Genomic DNA, 16,882 nt, shown 5'->3' with positions numbered 1-16,882 from the left:
GGTCCGCCGGCAGTGGATCAACGGTCCGTGCGGTTCCACTTAATGGCAATTCCACCTCCACATCCTGCAATTATCATCATATCATGCACACAATGGCGCCAACATCGGCCCCTGACGCGCTTGGGGTAGGTTGTCCAGAAGCGCAGTGTTGTGTGAGACCCTGAGCCTGTCTGCCTGTTTGTGCGACGAAGGCAATCGTACCCCGGCTGGCAGCACGCCCGACCCGATCGCATTGAAAAATCCGCGACCTATTTGTTCCTGAAGTGACAAGCTGTTTTTCCGATCTAGCTTAAGAAGCGGAGCAAGCGCGGGAGCTTGTATCGTCTGGGCAACGGTCATGGGAATTATTCAATACCATTCGAGCAGGAACCGCCAAGACCAAATGGTCGCAACGCGGCCCAAAAGGCGCGATCATGCGCAGCCGCCCCGGGTTCTGCAAGAGTGAAACTCATGCGATGCCAATCTGAGAGACGCGGTCATGTGCCTGCCCTCTCCGGGCAGAATGCAGACAATGGCCCTTAAAAGGTCAGCTTCCGGCTTCCTCTCAGACGATAGTGCTTCGGCACCGCGAAGCATCCCGGTAAAATATCCTTATACTGAGCATAATCAATATGCATACCATTCTTGCTGCCTGCAGCAAGAGCGTTGTGGGGCGCAGTTCACATCCTCTGCCGCAGCGGGCGCGCGATTGGTTTCGCCACCCTGCCAGCCGATGCGCACGCTTGACCGGCGCGAACCGCATGGTCGGTCGAGGGGAGCACTTGGTGCTCAGGGGCTGAGGTCTTCCTGGCCCTGCTGTTGGCTGTCGCGCACTTTCTCATGCCGGCAAGGGAGAGTGGCAATTCCCGAATCGCACCAAGCGTGGCGATAGTCACGAATCACAGCGCCTTTTTGCTGCCGGGTTCATGAAAAGCCCGACATGGGACATTGCGGCGTCGGCGGGAGAGGCCGCTCGCGACCCAGCCCCCGATGATTGTGAGCGAGCCATACCCGGTTGCGAGAAGGTCACTTCATGCGCAGACCAGTCCTTCATTCACTTGTCATTGGTGCGCGCGGAACTGCTTCAGAAGCCCTACTCGGCCGGAGGTTTGAACCTGATCCTGCGCATGCGGTGATGTCCTTGGAATCACTTACTATTCCGACTGTAGCACCGGATATCTCATCAAGGGTGCCGCCCTTCCGGAACGATCTTTGTTTAACTCGAATGCCATCGGCAATATTTCTGGAAGGATGTTCGATGACCAGATCACCCTGGTCCAATCCGGTCAGTATCTCGGCGGAGTGTCCATTCATATGATCGACTTGAACCTTGGCGAGGCGTGCCCGGCCACGTTCAAGGCGATAGACGGTCCAGTCAGAACCAGACTTGAAAAGCGCCGTCATCGGCACACGCGCAACGTCAGGCGCGGACCAGACGACAATGTCCGTGCGTACACGAAAACCGTGACCCAGGCGACGGCCTGAACCGTCCAGATCGATCAGGACGTTAACGCGCTGCTCTTCGATGCCGAGCGCCGAGACTTTCGTGAACGCGTAGGGTTCCACGATGCGCACCCGGCCTGTCAGCGTCGCCCCACCCCACCCGCGAATACGGACGACATCACTTGGCGAGATACTGACGGCATCCTCGGAAAGCAGATCGACAATGATCTCGATATCATCTGGATCGCCAATCTCCAGTAGAGGTGTGCCCATTGATACGGGACCTTCGCTGTCACGTATGACCCGCAATATTACGCCAGTCACAGGCGCGACGACTGAAACGCTACCGCCGCCTGTACTTGCACCGGCAGGCATCAAGGCTGCTTCAGCCCTTTGCAGTTCATGGCGGGCAAGGTCCAGTGCAGCACGAGCCTGCAGCGTGGCGGCGGACAAGGTTTGATACTCGGTTTCGGCGCGCTCCAGCGCCTGTTGCGAGACTGTACCGGTCACCGAAAGCGTACGGGCCCGGTCCATGTCGCCTTCGGCGCGTGTTTCATCGGCGCGCCGGCGGTTCAAGTCTGCCTCCGCCGCGGACACCGCTGCGCGCGCTGAACCAGCTGCGGCCTGCAATTGTGCGGCACTTCTGGCATCGATCGTGGGAGTAGCCATCGGGTAAATCGACGCGATCACGGTTGTATCCGCCTGGACGCAATCTCCGGCCTTCATTTCAATCCGCGAGAGTTGACCGCCTGCGGGTGCGGACACAACGAACAAATCCCGAACCCGCGCTTCGCCTTCTTCGGAGACGGTAACCTCCATCGGCCCGCTCGAGACTTCGATCAGGTCGACCGGAACAAGCCTTGGCCAGAGTGCCCAGATAGCCATCATTGCCAGCAGGGCCGCGAGCGTGCCCCAGAAAATCATTCGGGATTGTGACATGGGTTTACTCACGGGTCTTCAACACCTCGATCAGGTCCAGATCGCGCACCCTGCGCGCAACCAGAATGGCCGCGCCGATTGATGCAACCAACACAATTAGGCCCGCCATGCCATAGGTAGAAGGCTGCAGGGCAAATGGGATCCGGTACAATTCCGTTGACATGCCGCTAGCGATGAGATGTGCAAACCCCAAGCCAAAGATGGCTCCGATGGGCAGGGCGATCATGATCAATATGGCAAGCTCGCCTAACAGGATGTGTGTTACCTCCCCTTCGGTGAAACCCAGAACCCTGAGGCTGGCAAGTTCCCGGCCACGCTCCATCATCGCAATCCGCGCCGCATTATAGACGACACCGGCTGCAATCGAACCGCCAATCAAAGCATAGATAGCCATCATGATGAAAATGGTTTCCTCAAGCGTTGTCTCGAAGGCCGCGATGGCGGGTTCCTGTAGTGACACACTGGCAATGCGCGGGCGGGCAAGGACCTGTTGACTGAAAGCTGCCTTCTGATCGGGATCGATTGCCAGAAATGCGCCGGTGACCGTTGGCCGCTCACCCAGCAGCCGGTTAACCTGACCGATTTCCATATAAGCGAACGCACCGATATCGTCGGCGACAATCGCCGTCACAGGCATGGCCGCAACAGGCCTTCGGCCTTCCAGCACTTCGACCGTGACCTGGTCACCGAGGCCTGCTGAAATCATGCTGGCCATCTGGTTCGACAATGCGAGCCCGTGCTCAGGCACCGGCACGATCTGCCCATCCTCGTTCAGCAATTGTTTCTGGTGCCCACCCTGCTGCAGGCCAATTATCACGCTGCGCTCATCAAGTGGCCCATGACGCAGTCGAACATAGACATCCCTGTTCCCCTCAACTGACAGCACGCCCGGGAGGCGGCGGAGTTCCAGCACGGCATCCGTTCCCTGGGGTTCGATAAAATTCACCGCGGCGTCATAAGCGTCGGTGCGGTTGAACCTTGTATCGAGCATCACGTCGATGGAATCAAAGGCAAACAGGGTGCCAACCAGAAGCGCGACGGAAGCTGCAATTCCGGCCATGGTCATTCCCGCACGGAGGGGCCAGCGCGTAATATGCCGGGCAATCATGCGTGTAGGCGCATCCAGGTGGCTTGAACCGCTCAGTCCTTCAAAAAACCCACGACGGTAAATTGTCGGCGGCGCCGGAGACATTGCCTCTGCAGGAGCAAGGCTGGCCGCCTTGAGTGCAGCATTCAACGCACCAGCAATGGCAGCCGAAAAAGCCGCAATCGCGCCAATCAGGAACGAGGCCGGAGCGAGGGTCAGGATGATATCAGGAAACCGGAACGTATCGGAATAAAGATGCGTCAGCAGACCCGCCAGCGCCCATCCTAACGCGAAGCCCGCAAGCACGCCACCGGCCGTCAAGACAAGCGCGAATTTGACATAGACCCAGGCAATCTCAACCCGCGTGTATCCAAATGCCTTGAGCAGGCCGACCTGTTGGCGCTCGGTCGCAATCAAACGTGTGAGGATTGCGTGGATCAAAATTGCGGACACGATGAGAAAGACCGGCGGAATGACACGCGCCATGCTTCTCAGCTGCTGCATTTCGGACTCAATGAAGGCGTGGGAAATCTGGTCTTCCCTAGCATACGCACCGATGCTGCCAAAAGGGGACAACAGTGTGTCCATTTCAGCAATCACATTGCCAGGCTGCGCGTTGCCGGCGAGGGTCACACTGACACTGCTGAACGCTCCATCCAGATCGAGGGCTGCTTCCAGCGCCCGGCGGCGCATCCAGAAAACGCCAAAGCGCTCGTCGTCCGGCAACAAGGCGCCCGGCCCGAGTGTGTAAATGTATTCAGGTGAATCTCCGATGCCGACAACCTCCAGATCGCGCGCCCGCCCATTGATTATGGCTGATACACGCGCACCAAGCGCGACTGTGTTTGCTTCTGAAAACGCCTTGCTGGCAATTGCTTCGTCGGGTCGTGTCAGGTCTGGCCAGCGGCCTTCATACAAGAGCACCCCGTTAAGGGTGGGCTCGCCTTCGTCCGGGATCGACACGAGCTGACCGTTGGCAGGTTCCTCCAGGCCCGGTATATTGAGCGTAACGATCCTGGAAATCCTGGTCTCGACCTGCTGGACGCCATCGATCTGGCGTATCTCGGAGGATAACCGTTCAGGCGCACGTTTGACCTCTGCAAAGACGTCTGCGAACCGGTAATGTTCATAATAAATGGCACGGCTTTGCTGCAAGGACTGAAGCGCGCCCAGGGCCATGATCAGTATCCCGACGCCGCATGCAATGATGATACCCACAGCAACTGCCTGCCCCCTCATATGCACGAGGTCACGAAACAGTTTTCTGTCGAGCGCCGAAAACAGGTTCACCAGGAAATCTCCGAAGGCTTTCGGCGACGCCCCATGTTCTCGGTGCTCGCAATCCTGCCATCCGAAAAGCGGATTACCCGGTCCGCCATCTCCCCGATACCAACATTGTGGGTGATGATGAGCGTTGTGGATCCGAGCGTCCGATTGACGTGTTCGAGCGCTTCCAGCACGCGCACGCCTGTCGCACTGTCGAGCGCACCGGTCGGCTCATCGCAAAGCAGGAGGTGAGGTCGTTTGGCGATCGCGCGGGCCACCGCAACACGCTGTTGTTCGCCCCCTGAAAGTTCCGCCGGAAAATGATCGATCCGCTCAGACATGCCGACCATCGCCAAGGCCTCGTCGGCCGGGATCGGATCGTCCGCGATCTCGGTAACAAGCGAGACGTTCTCACGGGCCGTCAAGCTGGGAACAAGATTATAGAACTGGAAGATAAACCCGACGTGCTGACGGCGGTACCGGGTCAGGGCTGCGGAACTTGATCCCGTCAAAGATTTTCCCTGAAACAGTACCTCGCCAGAAGTCGGACTGTCGAGCCCGCCGAGAATGTTGAGCAGGGTCGACTTCCCACTCCCCGACGGTCCTAACAGGACGATCAATTCACCCTGCTTGATATCGAGATCGACCCCGCGCAAGGCATGCACCTTCACTTCGCCCGTATCGTAGACCTTTGTCAGGTTTCTGGCCGTCATGAGGGTGGAGGGCATGGGAGCCGAATACCTTTGCGTGACAACCGGGACCCGGCCTGTTTCGTTGCGAGGTTTGCATGTCCTGTGAACCTGTCCAGTCCGCGCGTGCTCGCAGATTGCATGATTTCACATTTTTCCTGCACGGAAACAACTCGCTCTCTCGACAGGCTTCCGGTCTCCGATTGCAACTTTGACAATATGCCAACTCGCTGAGGGAATGACTTGATTCCGATCAAGTCTGATCGCGGTCGGTGACCTTAGGCTCGACAAGGTCGAATACCGAAATGATGGGAATGTAACGAGGGCGGCCGCCCAGGCGGCAGGATAGCGCGATGTAGCAGTCAGGCTTGCACCAGTATGATGAAGCGCTCCACGCGGCCAGTGTATGGCTGGAGGAACTGATGGAGGTTCTCGAGCGGACCGAGTCGACGCACGCGCATAACGCGCTGAAAACTGTCTTGCTTGAAATTCGTGACTGGTTGCCAGTGCCGCTTGCCGCGAATTTCTCGTCCCAGATGCCCCTGATCATAAGGGGCCTTTTTATGAAGGTTGGTCACCCGGGTCAGAACGCGCGAGGGAATGCTCGCCCGTCCGTTTCCTTGAGCCCGTCTCCCCCTCCCAACGTGACACACTTTTCTGCGTTGCGTGAATGTCGCTTCCAGCCAGCGTCTTTACTTTGTCAGCGCGTCGATGATCCCGGTGAGCGCATTTTTTGCTTTGGTTCGCATTTCATCATCCGTGGCATCCTGGATAGGATGTGGGACGAGGACATAGCGAGCGCCTTCCATGCCAAGAGCACTGCGCTGAAAATTGGCGGCTTCCTCGAACTCGGACGATGCGATGGAGACCGATGGGATTCCCTGGATTTCAAACCAGACTGTGTCGTGCAGACTGCACGTCGTACAGGAACCTCAATCGGCCAGCGCTTCGACGACATAGTCCACGTCGCATGCAATTTCGCGACGCAGGTCATCTGGACACGGCTTGGTGAAGGTCGGCTTCGAATAGCGCTTCACCTTAATGCCGGGTATCGCGGCCGTAAGTTGGCGCTCAAGCTCATCAAGCAAGACATTGCCGCGGGGCTTGCGGATGTCGAGCAGGCCGACCGTGCCTGTGAGCCCCCCGGTTCTCGGCGTGATCTGACGCGCGACCGGCTTTCGCTCGTCAGTGGGATCAAGAATTGTCGTCATTTTCCGTCCTTCTTCTGCTCGCCTGTCTTTTGATCATACCCGTTTGGGATTCTGTCTCTAGCCTAAATCGATCTTGCGCGACACCGATTGCGAACCGATTTCGCCGGTCGCCCAGCCATGGAAAGCAGAACTGAACTTGCCTGCATCAGATCCTGCTACGACAATGTGGATATATTCCGGGCCAGCGAATTTCGGTACTTCAGTCCCGAGCTTCCCCGCGCCCATTTTTTCGGCGGTTGCCATGGGGATGCCTGCGCCGGACATGTCGTCGGCAACCATTTCGCTCAAGGGGCGCCGGGTCACAGCCTGTATCCGGGCTCGCAGTCGATCCTTGCTGTAATCTCCTTCACTCATGAGCGTGTCGATGTGCTCCGGGCAGACAACGAGAAGCGCGTCTACTGGCAGGTTTCTCAATTTAGGCAGAAACACGCCTTCCAGTCCCAACCCGATAGACCCGGCGACCTGTTCGGGCTTGCGCGATTCCTGGTCAACGATATGGACTGGGCCGCCAGTCATGGCAAAGACCGTGACGACCGAATCCTCCTTCTTGAAACCGCGCTCAACGTGAAGCGGCGGCCACGGAGAGCGTTCTTCGTTTTCCGCGAAACACATCGTATATTTCATCGGATTGCCAAGCGTAGAGCGCTCGACACCACCGGGTTTTCCGCCGCCCACATTGCCAACGATGAGGCGCAAGGCACGGCCGATTGTCGCGTTGGCGCGGTTGCCAGATCCGAGCGCACCCAGTCCCTTATTCATGCCGATTTGGTCACGGATCGGACCATTGACGACAATCACCGGCGCCGCACCCATCGTGGTGGCTGTGACGCCGTGAATATTGAATGCATCGGTGCAGACAGCCTCCAGTGCAGCGATGATAACGGGCATATATTCTGGCTTGCAACCCGCCATGACCGCATTGATGGCAATCTTTTCCACTGTCGCTACACCCATATTGGGAGGTACGATGGCGACTAGGTCTTGCGCAGGGCGGCGCGTGCCCTCGAGCATTCGCAGCACCCGTTCGGGCGTTGGTGGCACGAGCGGCAGACCGTCGGAAAAGCCCTGATCAAACATGAACTCAATCACGTCGTCCGCAGGGGCAATATCAATGCGCCGCGCCTGTATCGCACTGTCCTCTGCGCTTGCGCGCAACTTGTCATAAATTTCAGGATAAAGATGCTTGGAGCCGCATCCGGGACGCCATGCCGGGAGGCTTGCCCAGTCGATCTGGGCTTGAGCCACATCTAAGCTCCGGGCCAGGTCTGCGCTGAGCGTTTGCCATTCTTCACGCACGAAACCCTCGAAATGCGACTTCACCCTGCCATGAGCATCCATCCAGAACACCGAAGGCACGATCTCGATGTCCCAGTTGAAGGAGATCTTACAGGACCTGTCATCGAGGACCGGGAGCGTGAGACCATGGCGTTCCTTGAGAGCAGCGTTGTCATCTCCGGATTGCCCCAGCATCAAAACCCGTAACTTTTCACCGTACGCCTTGTGAAGAGCCTCTACGACAGGCGCGGCCGTGTTGCACGTTTCACAGTCTTCCTTGACGAAAACGACGAGGTGCGGGCCGTTGCCAGGAAACGTATGGGTGTCGCCGGATAGAGACTTCAGAGAGAAGCTCGGTTTGGTTTCCGTCATGGACTCTCTCCTTATCGATTAAGAACACATTGGGTAGGATAGACGTGTATTGTCTAGGGTGACGCAGGGGCTGGCGGAGGTGGATGGGAATCGAACCCACCACACGTCTTCTCGACGCGTCCATGGTTTTGAAGACCAGGGAAGCCACCAGACTCCAGTCACCTCCATGAACAGCCGACAGTAGCGGCAACCAGCCGTCCGTCAAATGTCAGCCATATATCGAGTATCACCAATTCGAATTGTGCTGCCTTGTGAATCGAGATGCTCGAGAATCGGTACGATAAACTTGCGGGTCGTGTTCAGGGTCGCGCGAGCCTCTCCGGTCGCAAAGGCGGTCTGACCCGGATAGCTGGACTTGAGTGTTCTGACCGCAGCAGCGATGGCGTCGGAGTGAAACACGAGAGACTGCTTGAGTGAGACGTTAGTCAGGCGGATCGCCGTCCCTTCGTGAATGAGAAGGGCGAGAAGGTCGGCGTCGTCCGTGCTTGCGATGAATGTATCTTGCGCAGGGGGAGTAAGTCCCGATTCCTTCAATTTTCGGGCCATGCTGACCATGCGTTCTTGTTGTTGTGCTGTCAGGCAATGGAGAGGATTGTGAGTTGGCAAGGCCGCTTCAGTACCGAAAAGAACCAGATTTCCCTCCGAGACGAGCACCGCCTCGACAAACTCGACCAGTGCCTGCGCCGTGTGAGGGACATGCATATGGACACGCGGTGCAAATGGCTTGAGCGGGTTTGTCGCGTGATAGGATTGGAGGCGCTCGATATAGCTTTCTTTGACCTTTTGAGCGGTGGATGTCCCTACAACAAGGGTATCGGTGACGTCCAAAAACATCGCTCCCAATTGCGTGCGGACTTTAGCAGCAGGGCTGCGTGCAAGGCGGCAGATATCTGCGATACCTGCCATCCCCAGATGTTCGCGCGCGAGAGCTGCCGCGATCCCGGGGGTGTCGCCAAGCTGTGCCGCTTTCAGGGTCTCGAGCCGACGCTTTTTATTGGACTTGTTCGGGTCCGCCAGGGGATCGATTATTATGGCTCCGCCGATGGTCTCAGCTGGCGAAAGGCTGCGGATGATTGCACGCTGGCCGGCAAAGGTGGTGATGTCTGCGGGGAAGCGAAGCCGGGCAAAGGCCGATTCACCTGGGTTCAGTTGCTTGCCCTCAAAGAGGCGGAGGCTCGCGACAGCATGGGCAGTGCCATACAGAACACGGATCTGCTGCATGTGCCTGACGGGACGGTTGGCCCGGGGGGAAAGGCTGATTGAAACATCACATTGAGTGGACGGGAGGAATGCGTCCAGCGCATGCACGATGTCACCGGGTTTGACATGAATGGCGGAGATGCCTCGCAGGTTCAGCGCGGTGCGCTCGCCGGGATTGGCCTGAGATGATTCCTGACCGCGCACGTGTATCGAGCGGATGGTTGTGGATTGCCTGTTGGAGGCAAGAACAAGGGCATCATCTGCCTGGATCGATGCGCCATGCAATGTGCCCGTAACAACTGTGCCGCGCCCGTCCACAACGAAGACGCGGTCAACAGGAAGGAAGGCAGCAAAAAAGGGTTCGGCGCCGTTTGTCCTGAGGCCAAGTTGCCCCAGTGCATCCCCGAGTGCGTCTATCCCCTGCCTGGTTGTCGACGAGCAGAAGATCACTGCCGCGTCGCAAAATCGTGTGCCTGACAGCGCCATGCGCAGCTCGGCTTCGCGGACCGCGTGTTCAGTTCTGGAAAGCCGGTCTGATTTGGTGACGGCGACAATGCCTTCATGGATGCCGAGGGATTCAGCAATTTGAAGGTGTTCCAGAGTTTGCGCCTGAATGCCATCTTCTGCGGATATGACAAGAAGTGCTGCGCGGGCACCAGACGCGCCCGAGACCATGGCGCGGACGAAGTCTGCATGACCGGGAGCGTCGATGAAGTCGATCATGACCTCGCCGAACTGCCGGTAAGCAAAGCCTGGCGTGATGGAGAGCCCGCGTGCCTTTTCCTCTGGCAGCGTATCGGTTTCCATACCCGTCAGCGCGCGCACCAGTGACGTTTTTCCGTGATCGACATGCCCAATCACAATGACGGGACACGTCCTCATCGGGTGCGAAAACCGCGAAACGCATGCATGACAATGGGCAGGTCTTCATCATTGAGGGTGCGGGCGTCCATGACGAATCGGTCATCCCTGATGAGACCGATGATTGGAGTCTCGGCGGCGCGTAGGGCAATGACAAGCGCATCTGCAGTATAGGGCGGTGCAGATACGCAAACGGCATAGCTTTCCAGATCTTGCTGGGGAAGAGACCCTCCGCCGACATAGGCTGCGCTCTTCGCAACGGTCACGTCTTCGAGACCTGATGCAATGAGCGCATCGGCGAGTCGGTCAGCTCGCGCACGAACCTCACCAACCGTCTGTGCGATGGCCCGTAGGACGGGCACGCTTTGGAAAGGGTCGTGAGGTTCCCGGTAGAGCCGGAGTGTCGCCTCAAGCGCCGCGAGCGAGAGCCTATCAATGCGCACAGCCCGGCAGAGCGGGTGAGACTTCAACCTGCCGACAAGATCGGCGCGTCCGGCAATTATACCTGACTGGGGTCCGCCTAGCAGTTTGTCACCCGAAAACATGACAAGATCGACGCCAGATTTCAGGATGTCAGATACGACAGGTTCATCGCGCAAACCATAGGTGGAAAGGTCCATCAGGACACCACTACCGAGGTCTTCCATGAGGATGGTGTTTGAATTGCGCGCAAGCAAGGCGAGGTCTTCGCGCTTGGGGGCAGACGTAAATCCGACGATGCGGAAATTACTCGTGTGGCTTTTCAGGAGGACAGCCGTTTCGCTGTCTATGGCACGTTCATAGTCTGAGGCACGGGTTTTGTTTGTAGAGCCGACTTCCTTGAGGATCGCACCACTTTGTTCGATGACATCAGGTAGGCGAAAAGCACCACCAATTTCAATCAGCTCACCACGTGACGCGATGACTTTCCTGCCCTGCGCAGTTACCATCAGGCTGAGCAATACAGCCGCAGCGCAATTGTTCACGACGAGAGCGGCTTCAGCACCCGTCAGGTCGCAGATGAGGTCTTCGACATGGGCATAGCGCGAGCCACGCTTTCCGGTATCGAGGTCGAGCTCAAGGTTTGAATAGTTTGCCCCAACCGCCTGCATAGCGGCTATCGCTTCAGGCGCGAGGCGGGCACGACCTAGATTGGTATGGATGATAATGCCTGTCGCATTGATAACCGCGCGCATATTCGGCCGACGCCTCACTTCGATCGAACTGACCAGGCTGGTGGCAAAGGTTTCGCTCTCGAAGTCAGGGAGGCTGGTCATGTGCCCCGACCGAACGCCACCGCGCAGGGCTTGAAGCCTCGAACGAAGCGCCCGGGTAACCTCCGGGCGCGTATAGGTCCGAAGTAACGCCCCGATATGCGCTGTTTCAAGGAGCGCTTGCATCTGTGGCAATTGTCTCAATAGATTATCCACGTGCTTTCACCCTGCTGCTGCGCGCTAGTGTAGACATCGAATGAGGCCGTTCAAGTTGAAACGCTGGTTGCGCGTCCGAGAAGAGGGAGGTTATCCGGACAGGTCGCTCCTTGCACGATTTCGGCTGCCCAAGCTGCTGCCGCGGTGCTGAGAGGCAGTTGGGCGGACGCTGTAAGACGAATACGAATCTGTCTGCATTATTCGCAGACCAGCAAGTCCCAGGCGACAGGTAGGTCGCGCCACTTGCGAACCCGGGGCGTCTCGTTTCTTTTTGAACCTTGTTCGGGAGTTGATGCGCCTTTCGAAGGTGCAGCGATTGTGGACGGGCGAATGAACTGACCCGGACATTTGCAGACTTCGCATGCGCCTGAGCCGAGTGGAACACACGAAGATAATTGAACATGCAGCCGCTACACGAGATGAAACTTCAATCCAATGGAACCGCCGTCGCATGATAAAAAGTGCGAAAGTTTCTGGACACTACCGCCCTATCCGCGACGAGCGCTTGCAGATCATTGCTTTTCTGAGGCATTCCAGCGCGGTACGTTTATCGCATTTCGGCATCGCACAGGCTTCCGGCACCTCGCCCGCGTAATCCACAGCTCGCAAGAGATAACGCCTCTCGCCGCAGATGTTGGCTACGCCTGCCTTTGGCTGACGAAGACCCCGTCCGGGTGCTGCGGCCATTGCGGGCTTGCTTGCATCGCCTCGAATCGCCGCTTCGGGAACTTGTGTGCCAAGAACCTACCGCACCGCTCGCCCCAGAGACAGCCGCCCTCATAGAAAAATGTCGATGCCGCGCTGATGGAGGAGGTCTTCGACATTGCGAAGCGAGCGTGGAAACCTGATCTACATAGGCAGACCAGGCTGGATGATCCCAGGCGACATTTTGACGGGTTCCTGCCCATTTTACAAGGCACCCCCCCGCCCAAACGCCTCAGGTCCGCCTTTGAAAACAATACGCCCCTTCCTCACCAATACGCCACATACAACGCAACAAGGATAGCAGTAACGATCAATGCGGCAATATTGAATACCGGTCGTGTACTGAAATTGATATCGCTCAACGCAACAGGCTGGTTGGGTTCAGGCGCTTGTGAAGCCAGGCTGGCCACCACGCCGAATACCATGATTGTCAGAAACACAATCCAGATTCGAAGCACGAATGGCATATCTGGCATGAGAAGCTTCAGCAGGATACTGACAACAACCGATCCAATCAGAACAGCAAACGCGCCGGTCGCGTTGGCGCGCTTGAAGAAGAATCCGAGGAGGAAGATCGCAACAACTCCGGGCGCTATGAAACCGCTATATTCCTGGATTGTTTGAAATGCACTTTCCATTCCACCGAGAAATGGCTTCGCAAGGACCAAAGCCATGACCATCGCAACCAGGGCCGTAATGCGACCAACCAGGACATAGTGCTTTTCCTCCCGGTCGCGCGCAATGTAATCGCGATAAATGTCCATGGTGAAAATCGTCGAAATCGAGTTCATCATTGAAGCCAGAGAAGAAACGATAGCAGCAATGAGCGCTGCAAAGACAAGCCCCCTCAGCCCCGTCGGTGCCAGTTTCATGAGTTCACCATAGGTACGGTCAGACTTCTCGTTGAGGGCATCCGCAGCCAGCGCTCCGTCCTGGGCGAGGATCAGCGCAGCAATTCCAGGAACCACGACGATAAGCGGGATCAGAAGTTTCAACACCGCTGCGAATGCCAGGCCTTTTTGGGCTTCCGCCAGGTTCTCCGCGCCAAGCGCACGCTGGATGATGTATTGATTGAATCCCCAATAGGAGAAGTGCAGCACCCAGAGTCCACCCAGAAGCGTCCAAATCCCGGGCAGGTCTGCGTAATTTGGATGATCGGAGCTCAGGATCATCTTGAAATGCCCTGGTACTTCCTGACCAAGACGTGCGAAGCCCGAAATCGGACCATCGCCGCCGCTCACAAGATCCAGCGCAATCCAGGTAATCGCCAGTCCGCCAATAATCAGAATAACGACTTGGATAATGTCTGTGAGCGCGACGGCCTTCAGACCGCCATAAAGCGAATAAAGAACAGCAAATGCCGCCAATCCACACATCGCCCAGATTACATTGAATCCCGTCACGCTCTCGATCGCCAATCCACCAAGCCAGAGGACGGCAGCGAGGTTCACGGCGGTGTACAATGTGATCCAGTAGACAGACATAAGGGTCTTTACCCCATGCCCGTAACGGGTCTCAAGAAACTGGGGCATCGTGTAGATCTTGCGCTTGAGGAAAATCGGCAGGAAAAACTTTGCTGTCAGCAGCAGCACGATTGCGGCCTGCCACTCATAGGCCGCAATCGCCATGCCAACGACAAAACCCTGCCCCGACTGGCCAATAATCTGTTCAGCCGAAATGTTTGACGCAATCAGCGAGGCACCAATAGCCCACCATGGCAAAGACCGCCCGGCGAGAAAGTAGTCTTCGGTATTCTTGGAATGTCCTGCGGGTTCTCGCGAGACCCAAAATGCGATTGTGAAAAGGACAATAGCATAGACTGCCACAACTCCCAGATCTATTGCTCCAAGGTCCATTACTAGCGCCTCCCAGTGGCTTGTTTATTTCTTTTCTCAGGATAATTCCCAGGCATTATTGGTCGCAGGTCATCTGTACTTCGCGGCGTGCCGAAACCCGGACATCTGCAATTGCGATCTTCGATTCCTGCGCGGTGCCAATGGAAATCGCCGTTCTTATATTCGACATGTCGACGGCTCCGGCGAAACAGCTGAGTGGAACTTGAACATCTCGCCAGCCACCCGCGGTGATATCAATGGCCTGGGCCGCTGCGCACTCGCCCCCGTCCTCACACCCCATACTCAAAACGATGCGCGTATCGGATTCAGAGCTGACGGCAAAAGCGAGAACCTTGTCGTCTGATGCGTCTGACGACCAGTCGACAGCTCCGTTCTCGGGAATAAAAGCCAAGCGAGCACCATTACCCGAGAACTCCAGCGCCATCGCATCTTCCTGTGCCAGATGGTCCGCGCGCGTTGCCGCCAGACCTTCTACATTTGCCCCTGTTCCATTGAACAGGACGCCTTCGGAACCCAGAACCAGGAAGGTTTTCCAGGGCGCAATCGCGCCGCCCCGCCGGAACACCGCTCCACGCTCGACGAGCTGGCCAGCCGCCAGACCGCTGTCCTCGTCCAGTCTGGCAAGGGTCCCGGCGCCTCCTGAATATGACAGGCCATAGCCTATCGGAAAGAGTGGGTCATAAGCTGTCGAACCCTTGTTATTGTTGAAGTCCACTGCCGTCTTGGGCCAGGAGTAGGACAGGCGCCCCGTGAAATCGAAATCTGGCCTTGTCTGGAAGAGTAGATCGGCAACTCCGCCACCCTCGGTTCCGGGCAACCAAGCCGCAATAAAAGCATCCGACACGTTCAGTTCCGGATTGACCCACAGTGGTCGCCCGGACAAGAAGACCGAGACGGTTGGCGTTCCGCGATCCTGGAAAGCTTTGAGCACCTGCGGGTCAAAGCCAGCGGGATTGAAATCCAGATGATCCAGATCTCCTTTATACTCTGCATACGACTCCTCTCCGTATACGGCGATCACGACGTCAGCTGAAGCCGCTGACGCTCCCGTCGGATCATGAATGACGCGACCGCCTCCGGATTCGACGACATGACGAATACCGTCCAGAATGGATTCCCCATTTGGAAAGTCCTGATTGGCATATCCACCCCCCTGCCATGAGAGCGTCCATCCACCGGCCTGCTTTGCAATACTGTCCGCACCGTCGCCGATCACGAGGACCGTCAAGTCTGCGCGAAGCGGAAGCGTATCCGAATTGTTCTTCAACAGAACGAGGGACTGGCGCACAGCGCGTCGCGCGACCTCACGGTGACGGTCCGATCCCAGGATTTCAACGTCCTGGGCACCTTTCCGGGCGCTCGGTTTCGACTTCGAGAAAAGACCCGCAGCAAGCTTAACACGCAGGATACGCCTGACGGCATCATCAAGCCGTTGCTGTGTGATCTCTCCGGATTCAACGGCGTCCAGGGTGGATTGGTAGACACCCTTCCAGCTGTCCGGCGCCATGTACATGTCCACACCTGCATTGAACGACGCCGGGCAATCAGTATTCGTACATCCCGGAATCTGGCCATGTCCGTTCCAATCCCCGATCACGAATCCATTGAACCCCATTCGGGTCTTGAGAACATCCGTGAGCATATATTTGCTACCATGCATTTTTTCGCCATTCCAACTATTGAAACTGGCCATGATGGTTTGCACACCTGCTTCTATGGCTGGGAAATATCCTGCGCCATGAATGGCACGCAGTTCCGCTTCGGCAATCGCTGTGTCTCCCTGGTCGACCCCCCTTGTCGTGCCACCATCCCCGAGAAAGTGCTTGGCGGACGCAATAACGCGCGTCTGATCGAAATACGTGTCGGACCCGGGCCGGCCCTGGAGACCAAAAACGATTCTGTCTGCGTAGGATGCAACAATGGACGGGTCCTCCGAGAACCCTTCATAAGTCCGACCCCAACGATCATCTCGAGGAACGGCCAGTGTCGGCGCGAAGGTCCAGTCATGGCCTGAAACGATAAGCTCTGCTGCCGTTACTTCCATGATCTCTTCTATCAGATCAGGATCATTCGCCGCTCCAAGGCCAATATTGTGAGGAAACACAGTCGCTCCCGAAAGGTTGGCATGCCCGTGAACCGCATCAATCCCCCAGATAATGGGAATAGCGATCGCCACGCCCTCCATGTCGATCGACGCTTCGAAATATTCGTCCGCGGCAGCAAGCCACTCATGCGCGGCCGCGTAAGGCTGGTCTCCTGGGGCGGAATTTCCGCCAGACAATACCGACCCCAGACGATAGGTTTTCACCTCTTCGGGCGTCACGCTGTCTGTATCGGCCTGGATCACCTGGCCGACTTTCTGCTGAAGCGTCATTTGCGCAATGATTTCATCGATCCGCCTTTCAATGGCCGGATCAAGCGCCGGAACATTCAGTGACGGCCATGACTCAATATCCGTCACAGGTTTGCCCTGCTCTGGCATGATGGCGCACGAGGTCAGGAGCGCGGCGACAAGAGACGCACACAGATTAAATCGGCCGAGGAGAGTATTTCCAAGTAGCATATCTGAATATCCCGGAGGTTGGATTCT

The 16,882-nt window shown here is 57.1% G+C and carries 9 protein-coding genes and 1 tRNA gene; all 10 read right to left on the bottom strand.

Features of this window, described 5'->3' with window-relative positions:
- Positions 1-1,029: 1,029 nt before the first annotated feature.
- Positions 1,030-2,361: an HlyD family efflux transporter periplasmic adaptor subunit gene (locus VR74_RS14260; protein WP_299950657.1), complete on the bottom strand. Its 1,332-nt coding sequence runs from the start codon at positions 2,359-2,361 to the stop codon at positions 1,030-1,032.
- A gap of 4 nt (positions 2,362-2,365) precedes the next feature.
- Positions 2,366-4,738 (bottom strand): ABC transporter permease, encoded by a 2,373-nt coding sequence (locus VR74_RS14255; protein WP_299950655.1) that lies wholly within the window; start codon positions 4,736-4,738, stop codon positions 2,366-2,368.
- Positions 4,735-5,442, bottom strand: a complete 708-nt coding sequence (locus VR74_RS14250; protein WP_045697930.1) for an ABC transporter ATP-binding protein — start codon at positions 5,440-5,442, stop codon at positions 4,735-4,737. The genes VR74_RS14255 and VR74_RS14250 overlap by 4 nt, the downstream gene beginning before the upstream one ends.
- A gap of 653 nt (positions 5,443-6,095) precedes the next feature.
- Entirely contained in the window at positions 6,096-6,614 is a 519-nt protein-coding gene (locus VR74_RS21110; protein WP_299950652.1) for a UGSC family (seleno)protein, read from the bottom strand.
- A 57-nt stretch (positions 6,615-6,671) separates the two neighbouring features.
- Entirely contained in the window at positions 6,672-8,261 is a 1,590-nt protein-coding gene (locus VR74_RS14235; RefSeq protein WP_045697926.1) for a TlpA disulfide reductase family protein, read from the bottom strand.
- Between the two features lie 71 nt (positions 8,262-8,332).
- Positions 8,333-8,427, bottom strand: a tRNA-Sec gene (locus VR74_RS14230).
- Positions 8,428-8,462: 35 nt separating this feature from the next.
- A complete protein-coding gene (gene selB, locus VR74_RS14225; RefSeq protein WP_045697924.1) occupies positions 8,463-10,343 on the bottom strand; it encodes a selenocysteine-specific translation elongation factor in 1,881 nt (626 codons plus the stop codon).
- On the bottom strand, positions 10,340-11,731 hold the full coding sequence (gene selA, locus VR74_RS14220) for an L-seryl-tRNA(Sec) selenium transferase (protein ID WP_299950649.1): 1,392 nt from the start codon (positions 11,729-11,731) through the stop codon (positions 10,340-10,342). The genes selB and selA overlap by 4 nt, the downstream gene beginning before the upstream one ends.
- A 971-nt stretch (positions 11,732-12,702) precedes the next feature.
- The gene (locus tag VR74_RS14210) at positions 12,703-14,292 is read right to left on the bottom strand and encodes a sodium/sugar symporter (protein WP_045697919.1); all 1,590 of its coding nucleotides are present in this window, start codon (positions 14,290-14,292) and stop codon (positions 12,703-12,705) included.
- A gap of 55 nt (positions 14,293-14,347) precedes the next feature.
- Entirely contained in the window at positions 14,348-16,855 is a 2,508-nt protein-coding gene (locus VR74_RS14205; RefSeq protein WP_045697917.1) for a glycoside hydrolase family 3 protein, read from the bottom strand.
- Between the last annotated feature and the right edge of the window lie 27 nt (positions 16,856-16,882).

This window comes from Hyphomonas sp. BRH_c22, assembly GCF_000961795.1.
Classification (GTDB): domain Bacteria; phylum Pseudomonadota; class Alphaproteobacteria; order Caulobacterales; family Hyphomonadaceae; genus Hyphomonas.
This window is presented reverse-complemented; position numbering and strand designations above follow the sequence as displayed.

Bases quoted from the DNA above. Each gene is read 5' to 3' on its own strand.
- VR74_RS14260 (WP_299950657.1), bottom strand. From the start codon at position 2,361: ATGTCACAATCCCGAATGATTTTCTGGGGCACGCTCGCGGCCCTGCTG.
- VR74_RS14250 (WP_045697930.1), bottom strand. From the start codon at position 5,442: ATGCCCTCCACCCTCATGACGGCCAGAAACCTGACAAAGGTCTACGAT.
- VR74_RS14235 (WP_045697926.1), bottom strand. From the start codon at position 8,261: ATGACGGAAACCAAACCGAGCTTCTCTCTGAAGTCTCTATCCGGCGAC.
- selB (WP_045697924.1), bottom strand. From the start codon at position 10,343: ATGAGGACGTGTCCCGTCATTGTGATTGGGCATGTCGATCACGGAAAA.
- VR74_RS14210 (WP_045697919.1), bottom strand. From the start codon at position 14,292: ATGGACCTTGGAGCAATAGATCTGGGAGTTGTGGCAGTCTATGCTATT.
- VR74_RS14205 (WP_045697917.1), bottom strand. From the start codon at position 16,855: ATGCTACTTGGAAATACTCTCCTCGGCCGATTTAATCTGTGTGCGTCT.